A 20,278-nucleotide genomic window follows, 5' to 3' on the forward strand; every position below is an offset into this window, starting at 1 on the left:
CCCAACTAAATAAAAGAACCCTTGAGGCTTAGGCCCAAGGATTCTTAGCGGTATTCTCAACGATTTTGTTATCAATCACTACCTGGTTCCGGCCGTTGTTCTTGGCTTCATACAGCGCCATGTCTGCCCGGTAGAACAGCGATTCTACACTCACCCGCTCATCTGTCCAGCTCCACTCTGCAATACCGCAGGACACAGTTACACGCGGCTCCGTCTCCCCCATCACCCGCTTGCGGATGCGCTCGGCCACAAATACTGCCTGCTGCACCCCAAGCTGGGGCAGATACACGGCAAGCTCTTCTCCGCCCCACCTGGCCGCGATATCCCCCTGGCGGATCGAGGACTTCACAATTTCACTTACCTGCTTCAGTATCTTGTCACCCTTCTGGTGGCCGTAAGTGTCATTGACCGCCTTGAACTGATCGATGTCAACAACAATCAGCGTTCCGCAGAAATCCGTAGACTGCCGCTGTTTGATCTCCTCATCCAGATAATGCCGGGCGAAGAGTCCGGTCAGGCTGTCGCGGTTCGCCAGGCGCCGCACTTCAGCATGCAGCCGCGCGTTGCCGACCGCAAGCCCGATATGCCCGGCCATAGCCTGCAGCAGCCTGTAGCTGTCATAGGAGAAGAAGTGAGCTTCCTTATGGGCAAGCATAATAGCCCCCCGGACTTCTCCACCTACATTTAGCGGAGTGGCGATCAGCGATTGCGAGCCGGTCGCATCCAAAAGCTTAGAGGTCACTCCTGCGGCGTACTTATAGTCGGATAGAAGCAGCGGCTCGCCTGAAGTATAGACCTTCCCGCCCAGTCCTTGCCCGGCTTCCACCAATTCCCCCAGCAGCGGGAGATGATTACAGGCAATGACTTCGAGTCCGCCTCTTTCTTCATTCATATGGAGGATACAGCAATAATCGGCCTCGAACATCCCCAGAAGCTCCTCAAAGGCAAATTGAAAAATATCCCCAAGACGCAGGCTCTGATTGAGGCGCTGCGTAAGCTCATTACTCATGCGCAGCTCCCGGATAAGCTGATTGGAGCGTTCATACAGCTTGGCGTTCTCGAATGCTGTGCCGGCCGTATCCGCAACCATGGTCAGAAAACGCAGATCTACTTCACGGAAGGAGGGCTTGTCCATTACCATATGAAAGACACCATAGACACCCTGCTTGCCCCCGAGCGGAAGACCTACCTCAACCGTACAGCTGTCCTCACGTCCGGCATGAAGCGCAACCCGGCCATCCTTGAAGGCTCTGGCACAGACGTCATTAATGGCCCAGTGGAGCGGCAGCGGTTTGACCTGGGGATGCGTACTGCGGTGGTCCTGCGACATGAACAGGTCCAGCCGCGCTCCGGGATACATCGCCGCAATACTGTCGATCACCTCGGTAAGCACAGCATCCACATCAATGTTGTCATGCATCCGCTGGACAATCTGAAAGAGCAGTGAACGGCGGCTGCTCTCCCGCTCAGCATGCAGGTGCACACCTGCAAGATCCGAAACAAATACATGCTCAAATTTATGATAAAAGCAGGTCTGAAAGTGCATCGACATCGCTTCTGCCGTATGTCTTCCGCCCTCGGCATACTGCTCTGACGGCATCTCACAGCAGAGGACCGCGAATATTTCCCCGTGTCCGCGTGTAAAAATCGGCATAGCTAATAATGTCCGCGCCTGTCCATCCTCCTGAACCTCAATGGCATGCATCCCGCCAGAGCGCAGGCAGGCTCCCGCCGCCTCTTCCCATTCTGACTTCCAGCGCCCCTGCCGGAATTCGTATATGGGATCAATCCATTCCGCTTCATAGTTCAGTACACACCAGTTCCAGGTCTTGGCGAAGGACGGTACGGCCTGTCCCAGCCATTCATTGAAACTCTCGGCAATCAGGTTGGCTGCATAAGGAAAATCATGGGACACTATGTCCGTCTCCCTCAGCCAAGCAGCGGGATCTTCATAATCTCCGCCTGATTGCTTGGTGTCCTGTAACAGCATACGACTGCCCTTGCGGTCGTATGCTTCCTGCTCCGACATAAAGAGGATCCCCTTTGCTATTTGATATCAAATATTCCCGATAACATCTAATTAGCTATATTTTACTCCCTTTTCTTAGGTATTGCATTATATTTTCCTCAAAACCGGGATTTTTTTTAGGACCAAAGAACTAACGACAAAGATAGACAAAAACTCTTTTAAGTTGCGCTTGACTTTGACTGTCATTTTCATATAATATTTATTGTTGAACAAGACTGTAACAAGTCTTAATGGGCGTAACGTTGTGTCACCCTCTACGCATTTCGTTACTGCCAGGGCAGCGGCTGAACTTCCCTCGGCAGTGTGAAACCATCTAACGCTTTCACGGATACGATTTGCGGCGCAAATAGGCCCTACAATACATTTGCAAATTAAAAGGAGTCTACTATAATGGCACGTTACACCGGACCTAAATTCAAACTCAGCCGCCGTCTGGGCATTTCCCTAAGCGGTACAGGCAAAGACCTGAAACGCCCTTTCCCACCAGGACAGCACGGCGCTAACCAACGCAGAAAAGTAAGTAACTACGGAATGCAGCTTTTGGAAAAACAAAAACTGCGTCACATGTACGGCTTGGGCGAAAAGCAGTTTAAAACTCTTTTCACCAAAGCACAAAAGCTCCAGGGTATCGCGGGCGAAAACTTCATGTTCCTGCTCGAAAGCCGCCTGGACAACCTGGTTTACCGTCTTGGATTTGCTAACTCCCGTGCAGGCGCACGTCAGCTGGTATCCCACGGCCACGTAACCGTTAACGGCAAAAAAGTCGACATCGCTTCTTACCGCGTAAGCGTGGGCGACGTTATCGGACTTCGCGAAAGAAGCCGCGCTATGGGTTCTATCAAAGAAGCTCTTGACAACCGCTCCCACCTTCCAGGCTACTTGGAATATGCTGATGGTTCATTCGAAGGCAAATACATTCGTTTGCCAGAACGTGCCGAGCTGTCCCAAGATATCGATGAGAAACAAATCGTCGAATTCTACAACCGTTAAGATTCTGCTTCCAGCGAATCTGATCAAAGCTCCCGGATACTTTATCCGGGAGCTTTTTTTTGTTCTATACCCCCTTTCCGCATGCCAGCACTCCTATAGTTTGCTCCCGGAAACAACGCTTAGGACTATTCCGTACTCAGAATCTTTGGCAAAAGCAGCGCCAGAGTAAATCCCCTGCGGCAGAAGCGCATTCAAAATCGCCAAATTGTGCTATAATAGTTCCGTTAAAAGGAGGATAATCGTCGATGGTTGAGGAGAATAAGAAGAAGACCGCAAAACAGCGTCCACCGCGCAGATCCTGGCTCCGCAGGTTCGGTTCAGTCGTGAAGTGGATGTTTATACTCGGTATACTCGGCATTCTGTTTGCCGGTGGCGCTGTGGCAGGCTACGTGACTTCGATAGTGAAAGATGACCCTGTCCGCACCGAAGAATTAATTCAACAGGAAGTCAGCCAGAATGCCATTACCGGCTTTGCCTATTTCAGTGACGGGCAGCCGATCGGCCAGCTCCGGACGGAAGAAGACCGCAGACTTATTGAATTCAACGATATTCCACAGCTTGTGATTGATGCCGTTCTCGCTATAGAGGACAATAATTTCTACAATCATAAAGGGGTGGATTTCAACGGCACCCTGCGTGCAGTCAAGCAGAGGCTGCTGAACGAATCCGTTCAGACCGGGGGCAGTACACTGACCCAGCAGCTGGCACGCCGCGTGTTCCTGAATCTGGACCGCACAGAAGACCGCAAGGTGAAGGAGATCCTGCTGTCACTGCGGCTGGAACGTTTTCTGTCCAAGCAGGAAATTTTAACGGCATACTTAAATAAGGTTCCTTTCGGGAACGGCTCGAACGGTTATAATGTATTCGGCATCAAGGCTGCCGCCAAAGGCATCTTCGGTCTTGATGATCTGGAAAAGCTGAATGTGGCACAAGCGGCTTATCTGGCCGGCCTGCCCCAGCTCCCCTCCAAATACTCCGCCTTCAACGGCGTAGGCGAATTCAATGAGACTGCCTTTGGCCGGGCCATGGACCGCCAGCGCCTGGTGCTGCGGCGGATGCTGGAAGAGAACAAGATTACTACGTCGCAATATGATGAAGCCCTGCTCTTTGATATCAAGGGCTCGCTTGCTCCGCATACGAAGAAGGCTTATGCTACCTTCCCTTATCTGATGCTGGAGACAGAGCGCAAAGCGGCTGAAATCATGCTGACGCTGAACGAAGACAACACAGGTGCTGCTTCGGATTCTGCTGCCACCACCGACAACACGTTGCTTCTCGAGGAAGCCCGCCAGCAGCTGATGACCGGTGGCTACCGGGTATACACTACCATTGATAAGAAAGTGTACAGCGCGATGCACAGCATCTCGGAAGACAGTGATAACTTCACGAAGGACAGCAAGGCCAGAGGCAAGGAACAGACGGCCGGCATCATGATTAACAACAAGACCGGAGCGATTCTCGGGATGATTGAAGGACGTGACTTCAACATCGAGCAGATGAATTATGCTACCCAGATGGTCCGCCAGCCTGGTTCCACCATGAAGCCGATTGCCGCGTATCTGCCTGCGCTGGATGCCGGATTAATCCAGCCTGCCGGCATCCTGGATGATGCCCCGATTGTAATGAAGGACGGCGGCAAGGGCTTCCACATTCCGAAGAATGCCAATAACCGCTATCAGGGGCTGGTTACCGCCCGTTATGCCCTGAATAAATCCCTCAACCTGCCGGCCTTGAAGCTGTTCAATGACAAGGTTGGCATTGAGAATGCCTGGACTTTTTCCAAAAAGCTCGGGATTACCACGATTCAGGACGATGATTATAACGCACAGACCGGAGTAATCGGGGGGCTGCGTTACGGGGTTTCCGTTGAAGAATTAACGAATGCCTATTCCTCAATCGGCAATCAGGGCGCATTCAATGATGCTTATATGATTGAGAAGATTGTAGACTCCCAAGGCAAGATCATCTATCAGCACAAAGTGAATCCGGAGCAGGTCTTCTCCGAGCAGACCGCTTATCTGATGACGGATATGCTGCGCACAGTAATAACAGACGGTACGGCAAGTACAGTCAAAAGCAAATATGAGCACTTCAAAGAAGTTCCGATTGTCGGCAAAACCGGTTCTACGCAGAACTACGGGGATGTCTGGTTCATGGGCTATACCCCGGATGTTACCCTGGGCATGTGGGTTGGATACAAAGAACAGATTAACACCCTGCAGGGAGATACGCAGAAACGGCAGGCACAGACTTTGTGGACCAAGGTTATGAATACCGTGATCGACAAACGTCCGGAGCTGTTCGTGACGAAGGAATTCCCGAAGCCGGAGGGCATCGTCAAAGCGACGGTCTCCGCTTACAGCGGCAAGAAGCCGTCGGAGCTGACGGATAAATTCACCACGGACCTGTTCAACGCCAAGTTCGTACCCACAGAAAGTGATGACGGAATCTCCAAGGCCAAATATATCACCTACAACGGGGTGAATTACCTTCCGCTGGAAGGAACGCCGGAGGATTTCCTGAAAGAGAAGATTGTCGTCAAGCGCGAGAAGCCGATTCAGAGCTTGGTCAAGGAATTGCTTGCGGCCTTCCCGGCCATGAAAGATCATGAATCTCTGTCGTACTACATGCCGGAAGATGCCAAGACTGACTTCCCGACCGAGGTGGACCCCCGGGTGGATGACGGCAACGCGCCTAGTGCTCCGGGTGAAGTGATGGTCTCCTACAGTACAGGCAAAGCTGTAGTTACCTTCACTCCAAGCGGATCATCCGATGTTGCGGGTTACCGGTTATACCGTTCACTGAACGGCGGCTCCTTCCAAAAGCAGGCCGTGCTATCAGCCGGTGAGAGTACCGTCTTCAAGCCCGGCACGCCTGCCAGCGCCAATGCCACCTTCTATGTGGCTGCTGTAGACGTTGCAGGGCATGAGACAGCCTCCGGCAGTGTAGCCGGGACTCAGCCTACACCAGAGCCGACGCTGCCTCCGGAGGAAGTGCCGGGCTCTGACGGCACGGAGCCAACGCCGGATCCGGGTATTATCCCGGAAAGCAGCGATGATCCGGGAATGATCATTGTCCAGCCGCCGGGCGGCAATGAAGCAACGCCGTCTGGCAGCAGTAACGGAGCTGGCGGCAATACCGGTGCAACCACGCCATAAGTTATAGTCTATGGATGGCACCCATTGAATGAACTGCAAAAGACCGTTCCCTGTTTCTGAGGGAACGGTCTTTTCTATAGGCTGGCTGATATAGGCTTCAATCCTCAATCGTAGATAAATCGCCTGCCGGAAGATGCAGCTCCCAGGCCTTCAGGACACGGCGCATAATTTTGCCGGAGCGGGTCTTCGGAAGCTTCTCCTTGAATTCAATCTCGCGCGGCGCAGCATGGGCAGACAGGCCCGCTTTGACAAAAGCAGCAATCTCGTCCTTCAGCTCTGCAGTCGGGGAGTAGCCATCCCGCAGTGAAATGAACGCTTTGATAATCTCTCCGCGCATCACATCCGGCTTGCCGATCACTCCAGCCTCAGCCACCGCCGGGTGTTCAACCAGTTTGCTCTCCACCTCGAACGGACCGATCCGCTCTCCGGAAGAATTGATTACATCATCAATCCTGCCCTGGAACCAGAAGTAACCGTCTTCGTCCATATAAGCAGAATCCCCGGAAATATACCATCCGGCAATCCGGAAGTATTCATCATATTTGGCCTGATTGTTCCATACCTTGCCCATCATCGACGGCCAGGGTGTGCGGATCGCCAGGTTGCCCATCGAATACGGCGGCAGAATATTGCCGTGATCATCCAGGATCGCGGCTTCAATTCCGGGCAGCGGCCGCCCCATGGAGCCGGGCTTGATAGCCATCCCCGGATAATTGCAGATCAGCTGCGCACCTGTCTCCGTCATCCACCAGGTGTCATGAATCCGCTGTTGGTAGAATTTATCACCCCAGCGCACGACTTCCGGGTTGAGCGGTTCCCCTACAGACAGAACATGGCGCAGACTGCTCAGATCAATATCCTGAAGGCTTCCTTCCCCTGCGCCCATCAGCATACGGAAAGCCGTAGGCGCGCTGTACCACACCGTTACCCCATAGCGTTCAATGGTCTTATACCAGTCCTGCGGACTGAAGCGGCCTCCCCGGATCACGTTGGCTACTCCGTTTAGCCAGGGAGCGAAGATCCCGTAAGAGGTTCCGGTCACCCAGCCGGGATCTGCCGTACACCAGTACACATCATCCGGACGCAAATCCAGTACAACCTTGCCTGTATAATAATGCTGAATCATTGCCCGCTGCACATGATAGATGCCCTTAGGCTTGCCTGTGGACCCGGAGGTATAATGCATGATCAAGCCATCCTCAAGACTCAGCCATTCCGGTTCCAGCTCTGCTGAAGCTGCTGCCATTTCCGCTTCATAACTCAGCAGCCCCGGATCTTCAGCTGCGGAACCTCCGACCAGAATAATGTGGCGCAGCCCCGGAAGCTGGTCGCGCTTCACCCGCTGCAGCAGATCCGGCGTAGTCACCAGAGCCACCGCTCCGCTATCCTCCAGGCGGTCCTTCACTGCCGTTTCCATGAACGCCTCGAACAGCGGTCCTGCTACGGCTCCCACCTTCAGAATGCCCAGCAGGCTGAAGTACAGCTCCGGCGTGCGCGGCATGAAGATGAATACCCGGTCCCCTTTGCCAATCCCATATTTATGGAGCACATTACCGAACTTGTTCGACCGCTCACGCAAGTCGGCAAAGGTGTACCTCTCCTCGCGCACAGTATCACTATAGATCAAAGCAGTAGATGCTCCCCGCCCTTCCTGCACATGACGGTCTACGGCTTCATGAGCCATATTCACCTTACCTGTCCCATGCCAGGAGAAGCTTCTCTCGACATCCTCCCACCGGAATTCGTCAACAGCCCTTGAATAATCCTTCATATTCGAGTGCTGCACACGGCCCGGCAAAATTTCGCTGTGGACTTGCCCCATTACTCTTGCCTCCCCTACTGGTTTGATTTAAGCTTTAAGGGTAAGAATCTCTTAACTGCAATGATGTCAACGCGCCAAATGTGAATTTTTCGTGTCGGAACCAGTATATCACAGGAAGCGGTTACATTCCATAATATAGTGAACCGGAGGGAGCCCAATCATGGAGCACTGCAAAATCCCCGTGTCCCATACCTTAGAGCATAAAGACAGGCTTATATCCGTTGAAGGACCTTTATCGCCGGATACTCTCAAGCTCCTGGCTATGCACCGCGATCTGGATGCCTTCCGGAAGCCGCAGGAGCAGCTGGAAGCATTGATCGAGATATCAGGACTGCCGGAGGGCCGGATCGTCGCTGCAGTGGTCTCAGGCGTTATAGTAGGGTATGTCACCTTTCATTATCCGGATGAGCTGGAGCTGTGGTCCCAGGGAGGGATGGAAGATCTCGTAGAGCTGGGGGCCATCGAAGTCGCGGATGAATACCGGGGATGCGGGCTTGCGAAGCTGCTGGTCTCCAGCGCTTTTGAAAAAGGGCAATTGGAGAACTGCATCGTATTCACTACGGAATATTATTGGCATTGGGATCTGAAGGGCAGCGGCCTCACAGTCTGGGAATACAGGCAGATGATGGAGAAGCTGATGAAGACCGTAGATATGGTGTGGTATGCCACGGATGACCCGGAAATCTGCTCCCATCCGGCCAATTGCCTGATGGTCCGCATGGGCCAGGCTGTTCCGCTGTCCTCCCGCGAGACCTTCGACCGGGTCCGCTTCAGACAGCGGTTCATGTATTGAGGGCCGGGATTGCATTACGCAGAGCTTACATTGCCTTCAGCATATACTCCAGTATGGCGTGTGAACGTTCCGAAGCAGTCACCGTGAACTCACGGTAATTGACATGGGCCGAACCATCCGCTTTGTCAGACATCGAACGGATGATCACAAACGGCGTCCCGTTCATATTGCAGACCTGGGCGACAGCGGCCCCCTCCATCTCGGCACACGCTCCGTCCAGCTGCTCACGCAGCACGGTAACGGTATCCTTACTTGCAATAAACTGGTCTCCAGACAGTACAATACCTGTCACAGACTTCTGCTTCAGCTCCCGGCACGCCTGCTCCGCCAGCTTCACCAGCTGCGGATCTGCCGGAAATGAAGAGGTCTCCTGGTAAGGAATCACCCCTCTGGCGTAACCAAGCGCTGTCACATCCATATCGTGCTGGATGCACTGCGATGAAATGACAATGTCCCCGATATTCAAATCGGGATGCACTGCTCCTGCCACACCAGTGAACAGTACCCGCGAGACGCCGAAGCTGTCCAGCAGAATCTGCGTTGTTACTGCAGCATTCACCTTGCCGACCCCCGATTTGCAGAGCACCGCTGTTTTGCCGAATACAGTTCCCGAATGGAAGGTAATCCCCGCCTTCACGGTTGTCTCTCTATTCTCCATTTCCTCAAGCAGCAGCATAATCTCTTCATCCATTGCGCCAATCAGACCCAGAACTTCACTCATCCTTAACCCTCCCATTTATAACTTCCCTGAAACATAAAAAGCTCCCGAAGGAGCTTTCTACGTACCTTATATTCACTTGTTGAACGGACAAATCTTATTTGTTAACATGGTTGACGGACAGGCGAAGAATGGTTTCATGCGGCAGAATAACCCGCGAATTCTCCACCGTTTCCTTCTTCATCAGTTTCGTCAGCAGTCTCATCGCTACTGCGCCCAGATCGTACATTGGCTGTGCCACAGTAGTGAGCAAAGGACGAACCATAGATGCCATCCGGATATTATCGACACTGATGATCGAGAAATCGTCTGGAACCTTCAATCCTTCGTCCTGAATACTGTGAATTGCCCCAATGGCCATCTCATCGGTTGCTGCAAAAATAGCAGTCGGTTTCTTCTTGAGACCGAGGAAATACTTCATGGCTTCGACACCGGATTCGTAACGATAGTTACCGATGCGGACCAGATCCTCCTGGTACTCAATGCCTGCCGCTTCCAGCGCTTTCTTGTAGCCGTGGAACCGGGCATAGCCGTTCGCGGGATCCTGCAGTGTTCCGCTGATCATTGCAATCTCACGGTGGCCGTGACGGATGAGCGTGTTCACTGCATCAAACGCAGCCGTCTCATGATCGATATCGACGGAAGGGTAGGTGCCCTTCTCATCACGAGTGGCGCAGAGCACAATTGGAACTGCTGAGGTCTGGAAGGCCTGAATATGCTCCTCCGTAACGGTTCCGCCCATGAAGAGCAGCCCGTCCACTTGTTTCTCAAGCAGCGTGTTAATAACACGAATTTCCTTCTCCTTGCGCTTGTCCGCATTACACAAAATGATATTGTAGTGATACATATTGGCAATATCTTCAATCCCGCGTGCAATTTCCGCAAAAATCGAGTTGGAGATATCAGGGATAACAACCCCAACGGTTGTCGTTTTCTTGCTGGCGAGACCTCTCGCCACGGCATTTGGACGATAGCCCAAACGCTCAATCGCTTCAAAAACCTTCTTCCGGGTCTGCGGTTTCACGTTCGGGTTATTATTCACAACCCGTGATACCGTAGCCATAGATACGCCTGCTTCTCGAGCTACATCGTAAATGGTTACCGTCAAATTACTCTCTCCATTGCGATAAATTTTATCGTTCGACTAATTAAAATTATGATACGACACTTTGTACAATTGTGCAATGATAACGCTTCATTTTCCTTTCAAAATTTCTTTCAAAGGTTGAAACGCCAGTCCTGGCGCGGCTTTTACGCCTTCCGCCAATTCCTGATACTCCAATAACTCCCAGCCGTAAACCGCTTTAAATTTCAGAAATGCAGCGGCGGATCAAAGCCGATATTGCGCTCCAACCACCGGACAGCTGCAGCAATCCTGTAATCTCTTTCTATCGTATCAAAAAGTGCGTGAAAAATCCAACATTCGTTGAAAGATTTTCATTGATTTTGCAGAAAAATTTTTCAAAACGCCAAAAAACGCCATTTATTTGGCACTTTCTGCCGATTGAGCCGTTAATTGGGACAGTCTAAGTCCAGTTTCACCCATCCATGACCTGTCGGACATATCCACAGCTAAGCGGTAAATGTCCAATAGCAGATCAATCCGCCCCTGAATCGCACTCCGGATGGACTCCTCCAGTTCAGGCAACCCGCCGGCAAATAAACCGGAAGCAAACGTTTCCTTCAGCACACTGGCCCACTCATTGCGCTCTGCAAACGAGAGCTGCTTCCGGACAGGCGGATTAGCAGCAAGCTCACCGATGAGCTTCCCCAGATCCCGTTTGATCACGGGCAAAGGTTCATAGCGGGCACACTGCCTGCAGGTATATACCGGTACATGAGTAATTTTGATCTTTGCACTATAAATCAGCGTATGCATATGTATGGTCATGATCCCGCCGCAGCCGCATGACTTCTTCATTAAATTATCTTTATACATCTCCCACACCTCAGAATGATCTTTTAATAATCCAAGCAGAAACAGCTACGCCGTCCTGGAACAATTATTGCGTGAAGCCTATCCATTATCTTTCAAAAAACACGTAAGGTTACCTGTTCAGATGCTATATTCGACCTTACTCCTGCGAATCCCTGCCGTTTTGCATATAATGATTTAATTGGCAAAATACTTAGACTTTACCATATGAAAAGTGACTTCAACTTTTTCTTTTGATAGAATGGCTTAGAACCGAGATGTTATTAACCGGAAGGAGCTGCATGGAATGAGACTGGCTGGCAAAAAGGTTATAGCGCTTGTAGATGATGAGTTTGAAGATTTGGAGCTCTGGTATCCTGTGTACCGCGTGCGGGAAGAAGGCGCCGAGGTTCATTTGGCCGGACTGGAGAAAAACAAGACCTATGTGGGCAAATACGGCGTACCCGCCACCGCTGAATATTCATGGGATGAACTGAACGCAGCCGATTATGACGGCATCCTGGTACCCGGAGGCTGGGCTCCCGACAAAATCCGCCGTTACAGCGCAGTACTGAAGCTGGTGCAGGATTTCAACGAAGCCAAGAAGCCGATCGGGCAGATCTGCCATGCCGGCTGGGTCTTGATCTCTGCCAAAATACTGGAGGGTGTAACCGTCACCTCCACTCCCGGCATCCGTGATGATATGGAGAATGCCGGAGCCATCTGGAAGGACGAGCCTGTGGTAACCGACGGACATATCATTTCCGCCCGCCGTCCGCCAGATCTGCCGCCTTACGGCAAGGCTTTCTGCGATGCGCTGGCGGGGGAATAAGATGTAACCTATTGAAATTAAGTGATACTAATACGTGAAGATACATGAAGAGCCCTGTTCTCCGCTGTAGCGGCGAGCAGGGCTTTTTAAATTACATTGTGTTATTTGCGAAGAGTAAGCTCTGCTGACCCTTTTATCAGATTCGGGTAACTGATGATCTTGAAAGTCAAAGGCTGCGGCAGCTCAGCCGTTCCCAGCTTGTATCCATACTGAATCGGAGGAACCTTCTCATCAGCATGAGCAGGATCAATAGTAGGCACCGCGGAATTATACGTAGCCGTATGCAATTTGCCTGCTCCGTCCTTAAATGTTCGATCCAGAATTACATTTGCAATATAGCCAGCGCTTTTATTGCTGGGTCTTTGGTATTCCATAATCAAGCTATGAGTATTAGACGCAGCGGTTATCCGCAGGCGGTCGTCAGGTCCTTTGATAATTTGCTTCTTATCCGTATCTACTATCAGCTCCTGGGCGGATTTCTCAAGACCGACGACACCATCAATTTGCAGCTTCATGGTGCCTAACGATAATTCACTTCCCGGGAACATGAGGAACTGTTTGCCCTCAACATTAATCGTTGCTTTTGAATACAATGCAGTGAAATCATTACCGCCTCCAAGCAGAATATGAGGGCTGTTCAGACCGAATATTTCCACGGAATTCTGCGGGCTGTATGCAGTTTCCACATAGATGCCAGTTGCAGCTATATATACGTCTCCGATCTCAACATCCTGGCCAGCGATTTCCATAGTCCGGTTAATGGATACGGTCTCTCCGGACTGTGCAACAGCATTCTGCTCAATGGTGATCGGGACATACACCTCATTGGTTGTCGCAAAGTTCTGTATGCCATCGACCACCCCGCCTACCGGCCCCACCACACTCAGCTTTACCGCCATCCGCTCCGGCAGCTTCGTATAATTGCGGTTCCAAAGTGCTTTCTGGTATCCTCGTGTTACTCCAGATACAGCTTTCGGATTACTGCTGAAGTAAGCCCCTTGTCCTAGTTCTATATCTGCGACTGTAGTCACTGAGAGCGAATAAGCAGATGCACTTAAGTTCTTATTCTCCAGCTTATAGAAAAAGAGGATTCCCATCCTGTCTGCTGCAACGGCTTCCACTGTCAGAACATACCCATCCGTCTCTGCTGTTGCGCCGCTTATCGGCTTAATGAGACCTGCCGCCAATGCTGAATTAACTGTAGAATCACTTCCGGCAACTTTGCTGTAAGCTTCGAACCACTTCATATCCTGCACCGTTACCTGCGAACTCAAAGCACCACTTCGCGGCTTCAAAGCCTCGCTCCCCCAAGGAAAAACGAACAGCAGCAGAATCGCCAGCATAGCCACCGAACCCAAAACATAACGCGCTTTTAGAGACATATTGAATCTCTGCGACCGGGTTATCCCCTTGCGAATTGCAGCATTCAGCTTCAGCTCAGCAATTTCATCCGCTTCGACTGACAGACTGTGATAATACTCCTTCAGCAGTGTTTCTTCACTCGTAGCCATCCTATAGTCCTCCTCTAATTCTCATTTTGTTGCGCAGCTGTTTCAGTCCCTTGTTCAGCCAAGTTTTGACCGTCCCTTCAGGCTTGCCCAGCACCTCGGCGATTTCGGTCAGTGTCATATCCCGGTAATACTTCAGTACAAGCACCTGGCGGTATTTCGGCTTGACCCCATTCAGCGCCTGCTCCATATCCAGCTTACGGTCACTGGTCATCTCCTGCAGGCCGCCGCTAACCGGAACCGGACCAGGAGACGCAAGACGTTTCCTCCGCTTCAATTCATCCTTACAGCAGTTGATCAGAATTCTTGTCAGCCAGGGCGCAAACCGGTCCGTATCCTTCAGACTCCCACGCTTGACCCAGGCTCTATATGTAGTTTCCTGCACAACTTCAAGTGCCTCCGCCTCGCTCCGTAAGTAGCTATAGGCTATGCTGTACAGTATTTTCTTCTGCTCTAGCACCCGGCTGATGAACAGCTGCTCCTGCTCATTTAAGACCCGCATCCGCTCGCCTTCCCAAACATTCTCCATCCCGCATCCTCCCTCTGTTTTTTTTGATTTCTGTATATACTGACTGCGCAGCGCCGCAAACGGTTTTACTTTTTTGGGACAAATAAGATAAACGGGTTAGAAATTCTCTCTTTGAGGAGTCTGTAACAGCTGTGATTCACAGCAAAAAGCCCGGCGTGTATGGGTTGACCACCACGCCGGACTTTATATTAGATAAGCTCATTATGTGTGCCCGTTAATGGTTATGACGTTTTTTCTTTGGAGTCCCCGCCTGCACCCAGCGTAATTCCGCTGCGCCCGGCAAAGGCACTCAGCTGCTCCTCTGTCTCCGAGCTGGTCCGGTTACGGAAGCAGAGCTTGGCAACTTCTCTGGCTTCGGAAGCCAGCGTGTTCAGGGTACGGTGCTTCACCTTAAGCAGCGCCTGAGGCGACATGCTCAGCACACTGATTCCGAGCTCCAGCCAGAGCGGTAATGACCGTTCATCTGCGGCCATCTCACCGCACACACTGACATCGATCCCTACGCTGCGGGCCGCATCCACGGTCATCTTGATCATGCGCAGCACTGCCGGATGGTAGGGATGATACATATGGGCAATCTGCTCATTCATCCGGTCCACAGCAAGTACGTACTGCACCAGATCATTCGTGCCGATACTGAAGAAATCCACTTCCTCCGCCAGCAGATCGGCAATCATAACAGCGGCTGGTACCTCAATCATAATGCCTACAGGTAGCTTGCGGTCATATGGAATCCCCCGGCTGTCCAGCTCGCTTTTCACTTCCTCCAGCACGGCTTTGGCAGCCTGAACCTCTTCTACGGAGGAGATCATCGGGAACATCATGCGGACATTGCCGTAATGGCTGGCCCGCAGAATGGCCGTCATCTGAGTCTTGAACATGTCCTTGCGGTCCAGACTGATGCGGATGGCGCGGTAGCCGAGGAACGGATTCTGCTCCTCCGGCAGCTGGAAGTAATCCAGATGCTTGTCTCCTCCGATATCCAGGGTGCGGATGACGACAGATTCCTTGCCGACTTTTTCAGCTACAAGCTTATAGACTTCAAACTGTTCATCTTCCGTCGGGAACGTATTACGGTCCATATACAGAAACTCCGTACGGAACAGCCCCACACCTTCGGCTCCATATTTCAGCGCCATATTAAGCTCCTTCACAGAGCTGATATTGCCGGCCAGACGCAGGGATACGCCGTCCTTGGTGAACGCTTCAACGGTAGCGAGCAGCTCCAGCTGTTCCCGCTTTTTGAGCTGCTTGGCACGTCTGGAGGTGAAATCCCGCACGGTGGACTCATCCGGATGGAGCATCACAGCTCCGGTCTCCCCGTCGAGCACCAGCATGTCCCCGGTCTGAATGGGGGTAATGATTTTGTTCTCCAGGCCCGCGACCAGCGGAATGCCGAGCGCCCGGGCCATGATGGAGGAATGCGAAGTCTTGCCGCCCATCATCGTGACAATGCCCAGCACATAGGCCGGGTTCAAATGCGCCAGCTGGGACGGAGAGAGCTCCTTCGCCACAAGAATATAAGGCTGTGTATCCGACGGAAGGGTAACTTCCGGCGCACCCAGCAGATGCTTCAGCAGACGGTTGCCGACATCCTTGATATCCACCGCCCGCTCCTTCATATACTCATCGTCCAGCAGATCGAACATAGCTACAAAATGGTCAATGGCTTCCTTAACCGCCACCTCGGCCGCTTTATACTGGCGTTCGATAATGCCGCGGATTTCGCTCATGAACACAGGGTCGTCCAGGATCGCCAGATGGGCATCAAAAATACTCGATTCCTCCGGCCCGACGACCTCCCGGAATTCTCTTTTGATAAATTCGATCTCATCCTTGGAGGTGCGGATCCCTTCGTATAAACGTTCAAACTCCTTAGCCAGATCCACCGGATTCACCTGGGTGTCCGGCAGACTCCATTCCCAGTTCGGCAAGACAAAGGCCTTCCCGATGGCAACACCTGCTGCGGCGCCTATGCCTTGTATCATGCTTCGATCCCTCCAACATTACTTTCGTGTAGAACAACGGACATGACTGATGACTGCCCCTTTTTAACATTTTTAAATGGAGCATAGCTCCAGGATTTTACGCGGTCCGGATTGGTAATGACCATAGGTGTAGCGAGTGAAGCGGCATGCTCCTTCAGGAAAGCCAGATCAAATCTGACCAGCAGCTGCCCGGGCTCCACGCTGTCACCCTCCTGTACAAGCGCCTCAAACGGCCCTTTAAGCTGCGAAGTATCAATCCCTATATGCATAAGCACCTCAAGCCCTTCGGGTGTAGAAATGCCCACTGCGTGCATTGTAGGGTATACATGCATCACCTTGCCGAATACGGGCGAGACCAGCTCTCCTTTTTCCGGGAAAAAGGCTACTCCGTCCCCAACCAGCTTCGCGGCGAAAATATGATCCGGCACCTCTTCGATCGGCATCATCCGGCCCTGGATGGGCGAGCTGAACAGTACCTGAGGCAAATCGCGCAGCATCAGCTTGTCAATCTCTTCGCGGATCAGCTCCGAGTATGTACCGAAGACGACCTGCACGTTGCCGCCGCCCAGCTTGATGATGCCTGCGGAGCCAAGCCCCTTGAGTGCTCCTGTATCTATCAAACGGTCGTTATGCACAGTTAATCTTAGCCGGGTGATGCAGGCCTGTACCTGTACGATATTCTCTTTGCCGCCCAGCGCCTCCAGAATCAGCGGAGCCTGATATGGTATATTCCCCGCCCAGTCCCCCAGCTCGGACCCTTCTTCGCGGCCCGGTGTAGGAATCTGGAAGCGGCGTATCGCCCAGCGGAACACATTATAGTAGACAATGCCATAGCCGATCCCGATCGGAATCAGCAGCCAGGCCCGCTGGGACAGATGCAGATTGAGGAAGAAATCGATCGCACCTGCCGAATACGAGAACCCGTGATGAATGCCGAGCGAGTAGGTCAGTACCATGGCAAGGCCGGACATGACTACATGCAGCGCGAACAAATAGGGTGAAGCGAACAGAAACGCGAACTCAATCTGTTCCGACACCCCGGTCAGAAAGCAGACCAAAGCGGCACGCAAAAAAGTCTTCTTAATCTTCGGCTTGAGGTCCTCGCGCGCTTCCTGAATAATAGCAAAGGCGATCGCCGGCAGGGCAAACATCATGATCGGGAACAGCCCGGCCATGAAGATTCCCGCTGTAGGGTCTCCCGCAAAAAAACGCGGCAAATCCCCTTGCACGACCGCACTTCCGTCAGGCGTCGTGAAGGAGCCCAGCTGAAACCAGAATACATTATTGAGAATATGATGCAGGCCAAAGGCCGTCAGCACCCTGTATAATACCCCGTAGACAAATACTCCATATCCGCCGGTAACCTGCACGCCCCTGAAGAGATCATTCAGCAGCTCCTGGAGCAGCGGGGATACGCCAAGCATCACCCAGGCGAACAGTGCGGAGAACAAACCCATAAAAAGCAGTACAAAACGCGACCCTCCGAAAAACTGGATCGCCTCCGGCAGTTTGATATTCTTAAACCGGTTATGCGCTACGCCGGCTACAATCCCGAGGATAATACCAATTAATGTTGCAGGCTGTACAGCCCCGTCTCCCATGTTGGAAACAATCCGGTCATAAGTGAACATCCCTGCGAGCGCCGCCAGTCCGGCCGGTCCGGCCTGATTGGACAATCCCCACGCCACACCGACAGCAAACAAATAAGGCATGAAATAGAATATTCCTTGCCCCGCGTATGTCGTCACTTCGGATACCGAAGAAAGTCCCCATGCAGACCACGGTAAGCTGCCCAGACTCAGCAAGATGGCCGCCGCCGGAAGCACCATGGTAGGAAGCATAATGGCTCTGCCTAACTGCTGCAAAGATCCGAGCCAATTCAAGGTGACCCTCTCCTTTCTTTCTATATTGAATGGTAAGCGCTGCAGCAGTTTTTGTCAAAAGAATACGTGTAAACAAACACAGCAAGGATAGCCTGGCCCGGGGGCGATTACCCGGATACTTATACCTGACACAAACTATCCTCTGCAATAGAGGTCAGTCACAGGACTCCTGCGACTTCTGCGACTCCTGCGACTCCTGCGACTCCTGCGACTCCTGCGACTGCTGCGACTCCTGCGACTCCTGCGACTGCTGCGACTCCTGCGACTCCTGCGACTGCTGCGACTCCTGCGACTTCTGCGACTTCTGCGACTTCTGCGACTTCTGCGACTTCTGCGACTTCTGCGACTTCTGCGACTTCTGCGACTGAATAAGTGTAGTTTGTACAACTATATTTGACTTGGAGATCTTATATTTTATTTTAATTGCATTCTGTACAACTATTCAGGTCCAATTCCGCTAAAATCGCAAAAATCGGTTTTTTAATTGTACGAAGTGCAGTTATTCCTGAAAAACCCCCTGTAGAGCGCATTTTAGTTGTACTAGATACACTTATCTCCTAGTACAACGGACGGCCTAAAAACTTTAGCAGTAAAAGTAGGAACTTCAGCATTGATCAGCTGTCATTGGCGTAACCTTAATCTAAAACATTACTAGTTGTCACGCAAAGGAAGGGTGTTCTGGGTGTTCTGAGTGTTCTGAGTGTTCTGAGTGTTCTGAGTGTTCTGAGTGTTCTGAGTGTTCTGAAGTCACCATACGATATCGGACCGCATTGTGCTAACCTCGTAGTACCGTACCCGTTCCTTTGAAAATACAGGTTTAAGCAGTCCTTTATCACTCAAGGCAATCAGCAGCTTGCGCGCCGTCCGGAAATTGATGTGTAAATATTCAGTCACATCCTTGGGACGAAGCGGCCGTGCAATCCGCCATGCCAGTCTTAACACATCCATCTCTTCAGAAATCAAATGCTGAGCGGCAGTACTCCGGGCTAAATAAGGTGCTAACGCCAGCTGCAGCAGCATCCGGCATACCTCCGGACGCTGCTGGATATCGTCGAATGAGAAATGTAGCATTTTCCAGCCCATTCCCGTTAAGAAGGTATCCCTGTTAAGTGCATAGCTGAATTTTTCACGGTCCACGTCTTTAACATGACTCTGAAAACCATCGCATTCAATTCCGAAACGGCTGCCGCTTGCAGGCAGAAAAGCAAAATCCAAAAATTGCGACTTGCGGTTCCAGTCATACACTTCGTATTCGGGATGCAGATGCTCCAGCGACTCAAACAGCGGCCACCATACATTCTGTAAAAACAGTTTCTCCGCATAATTGTGTCCACGCACCAGCCTCCCCCGCCGTTCACCAGCTCTTTCATTAGTATGCATCTCAATAAACGTGCAATGTGCCTGTTCAAAGTCCATATGAATGACCTCCCGTAAAATAAAAAAACGCCCTTCCCCCATGAAATGGAGTAAAGGACGTTCTTCGTCTGTTTCAAGTATAGCAATCGCAATCAATAAAATCTATATTCTGCATGAGTAACATTCGGATTCCAAGGCTTCGCACCGTTCCAGCATTCCGGATTATGAAAACCAGAAGCCGGAGCTTACTCCGGCTCCCCTATGAGCTCCTTCAACCAGCTGCAACCGAGCACTTATCCCCGGCTCCGACCCTTCACCGTAATCGCTTCTTCCACCTTGATGCAGCGGTCCATGATGGCGATCATGCCGTGTGCAGCGGCGATGTCAGCCGCCTCCTGGCTGATGATGCCCTGCTGCAGCCAGAGCACGCGCGCGCCGATATCCGCGGCTTCCTGCGCTACAGCCGCGCAGTATTCACTGCGGCGGAATACATTCACAATATCCACCGGCTCAGGAATTTCCGCCAGCGTGTGATAGCATTTCTCGCCCAGGATCTCTCCGTCTACCGACGGATTGACCGGAATAATCCGGTAGCCCCGGCTCTGCATGGCGCCTGCGACCATATAAGAGGTGCGGTCGGTTTTGTCGGATAGGCCGACTACGGCAATATTGCCTGCTCCAGCCAGAATATCTCCGATTTCTTCCCTGCTTGGATTCTCAAAGCTCATGTGTATTTCCCCTTCCCGTGGTTAGATGT

General features: G+C 51.9%; 15 protein-coding genes. 4 read left to right on the forward strand and 11 right to left on the reverse strand.

Features of this window, described 5'->3' with window-relative positions:
• Positions 1-28: 28 nt before the first annotated feature.
• The gene (locus MHI42_RS05450) at positions 29-2,029 is read right to left on the reverse strand and encodes a diguanylate cyclase (protein WP_342423036.1); all 2,001 of its coding nucleotides are present in this window, start codon (positions 2,027-2,029) and stop codon (positions 29-31) included.
• Between the two features lie 390 nt (positions 2,030-2,419).
• Between MHI42_RS05450 and rpsD the strand changes: the two genes are divergently transcribed.
• Together rpsD and MHI42_RS05460 are read left to right on the forward strand one after the other, a co-directional pair.
• Positions 2,420-3,019, forward strand: a complete 600-nt coding sequence (gene rpsD / locus MHI42_RS05455) for a 30S ribosomal protein S4 (RefSeq protein ID WP_039297946.1) — start codon at positions 2,420-2,422, stop codon at positions 3,017-3,019.
• A gap of 245 nt (positions 3,020-3,264) precedes the next feature.
• On the forward strand, positions 3,265-6,177 hold the full coding sequence (locus MHI42_RS05460) for a transglycosylase domain-containing protein (RefSeq protein WP_171716456.1): 2,913 nt from the start codon (positions 3,265-3,267) through the stop codon (positions 6,175-6,177).
• A gap of 97 nt (positions 6,178-6,274) precedes the next feature.
• Here the strand turns inward: MHI42_RS05460 and acsA are convergent, their stop codons facing one another.
• On the reverse strand, positions 6,275-7,999 hold the full coding sequence (acsA, locus tag MHI42_RS05465; protein ID WP_342423037.1) for an acetate--CoA ligase: 1,725 nt from the start codon (positions 7,997-7,999) through the stop codon (positions 6,275-6,277).
• 160 nt (positions 8,000-8,159) lie between these two features.
• Between acsA and MHI42_RS05470 the strand changes: the two genes are divergently transcribed.
• Entirely contained in the window at positions 8,160-8,792 is a 633-nt protein-coding gene (locus MHI42_RS05470; protein WP_342423038.1) for a GNAT family N-acetyltransferase, read from the forward strand.
• Between the two features lie 25 nt (positions 8,793-8,817).
• Here MHI42_RS05470 and MHI42_RS05475 read toward each other — a convergent pair whose 3' ends face one another.
• The 3 genes from MHI42_RS05475 to MHI42_RS05485 form a co-directional block, all read right to left on the reverse strand.
• The gene (locus MHI42_RS05475) at positions 8,818-9,513 is read right to left on the reverse strand and encodes a 5'-methylthioadenosine/adenosylhomocysteine nucleosidase (protein WP_342423039.1); all 696 of its coding nucleotides are present in this window, start codon (positions 9,511-9,513) and stop codon (positions 8,818-8,820) included.
• Positions 9,514-9,607: 94 nt separating this feature from the next.
• Positions 9,608-10,618 (reverse strand): catabolite control protein A, encoded by a 1,011-nt coding sequence (gene ccpA / locus MHI42_RS05480; RefSeq protein ID WP_342423040.1) that lies wholly within the window; start codon positions 10,616-10,618, stop codon positions 9,608-9,610.
• A gap of 375 nt (positions 10,619-10,993) precedes the next feature.
• The gene (locus tag MHI42_RS05485; protein WP_342423041.1) at positions 10,994-11,431 is read right to left on the reverse strand and encodes a hypothetical protein; all 438 of its coding nucleotides are present in this window, start codon (positions 11,429-11,431) and stop codon (positions 10,994-10,996) included.
• Positions 11,432-11,732: 301 nt separating this feature from the next.
• Here MHI42_RS05485 and MHI42_RS05490 point away from each other — a divergent pair, with 301 nt between their 5' ends.
• Positions 11,733-12,257 carry a type 1 glutamine amidotransferase domain-containing protein gene (locus MHI42_RS05490; RefSeq protein WP_039297933.1) on the forward strand — a complete coding sequence of 175 codons (525 nt, stop codon included), beginning with the start codon at positions 11,733-11,735 and terminating at the stop codon, positions 12,255-12,257.
• A 101-nt stretch (positions 12,258-12,358) separates the two neighbouring features.
• Here MHI42_RS05490 and MHI42_RS05495 read toward each other — a convergent pair whose 3' ends face one another.
• The 6 genes from MHI42_RS05495 to MHI42_RS05520 all read right to left on the reverse strand — a co-directional run bounded on the left by MHI42_RS05495 (position 12,359) and on the right by MHI42_RS05520 (position 20,249).
• Complete coding sequence (locus tag MHI42_RS05495) at positions 12,359-13,768, reverse strand: hypothetical protein (protein WP_342423042.1); 1,410 nt, start codon at positions 13,766-13,768, stop codon at positions 12,359-12,361.
• A 1-nt stretch (position 13,769) separates the two neighbouring features.
• A complete protein-coding gene (locus MHI42_RS05500) occupies positions 13,770-14,294 on the reverse strand; it encodes a sigma-70 family RNA polymerase sigma factor (protein WP_342423043.1) in 525 nt (174 codons plus the stop codon).
• Between the two features lie 221 nt (positions 14,295-14,515).
• Positions 14,516-16,282 (reverse strand): phosphoenolpyruvate--protein phosphotransferase, encoded by a 1,767-nt coding sequence (gene ptsP, locus MHI42_RS05505; protein WP_042136523.1) that lies wholly within the window; start codon positions 16,280-16,282, stop codon positions 14,516-14,518.
• A complete protein-coding gene (locus MHI42_RS05510) occupies positions 16,279-18,165 on the reverse strand; it encodes a glucose PTS transporter subunit IIA (RefSeq protein ID WP_171716463.1) in 1,887 nt (628 codons plus the stop codon). Before MHI42_RS05510 ends, ptsP begins: the two co-directional genes overlap by 4 nt.
• Before the next feature lie 747 nt (positions 18,166-18,912).
• Entirely contained in the window at positions 18,913-19,581 is a 669-nt protein-coding gene (locus MHI42_RS05515; protein WP_342423044.1) for a hypothetical protein, read from the reverse strand.
• Between the two features lie 233 nt (positions 19,582-19,814).
• Positions 19,815-20,249 (reverse strand): CoA-binding protein, encoded by a 435-nt coding sequence (locus MHI42_RS05520; RefSeq protein ID WP_342423045.1) that lies wholly within the window; start codon positions 20,247-20,249, stop codon positions 19,815-19,817.
• Positions 20,250-20,278 lie beyond the last annotated feature (29 nt).

The organism is Paenibacillus sp. FSL E2-0178, from assembly GCF_038593005.1.
In the GTDB taxonomy this organism is placed as follows: domain Bacteria; phylum Bacillota; class Bacilli; order Paenibacillales; family Paenibacillaceae; genus Paenibacillus_AQ; species Paenibacillus_AQ phytohabitans.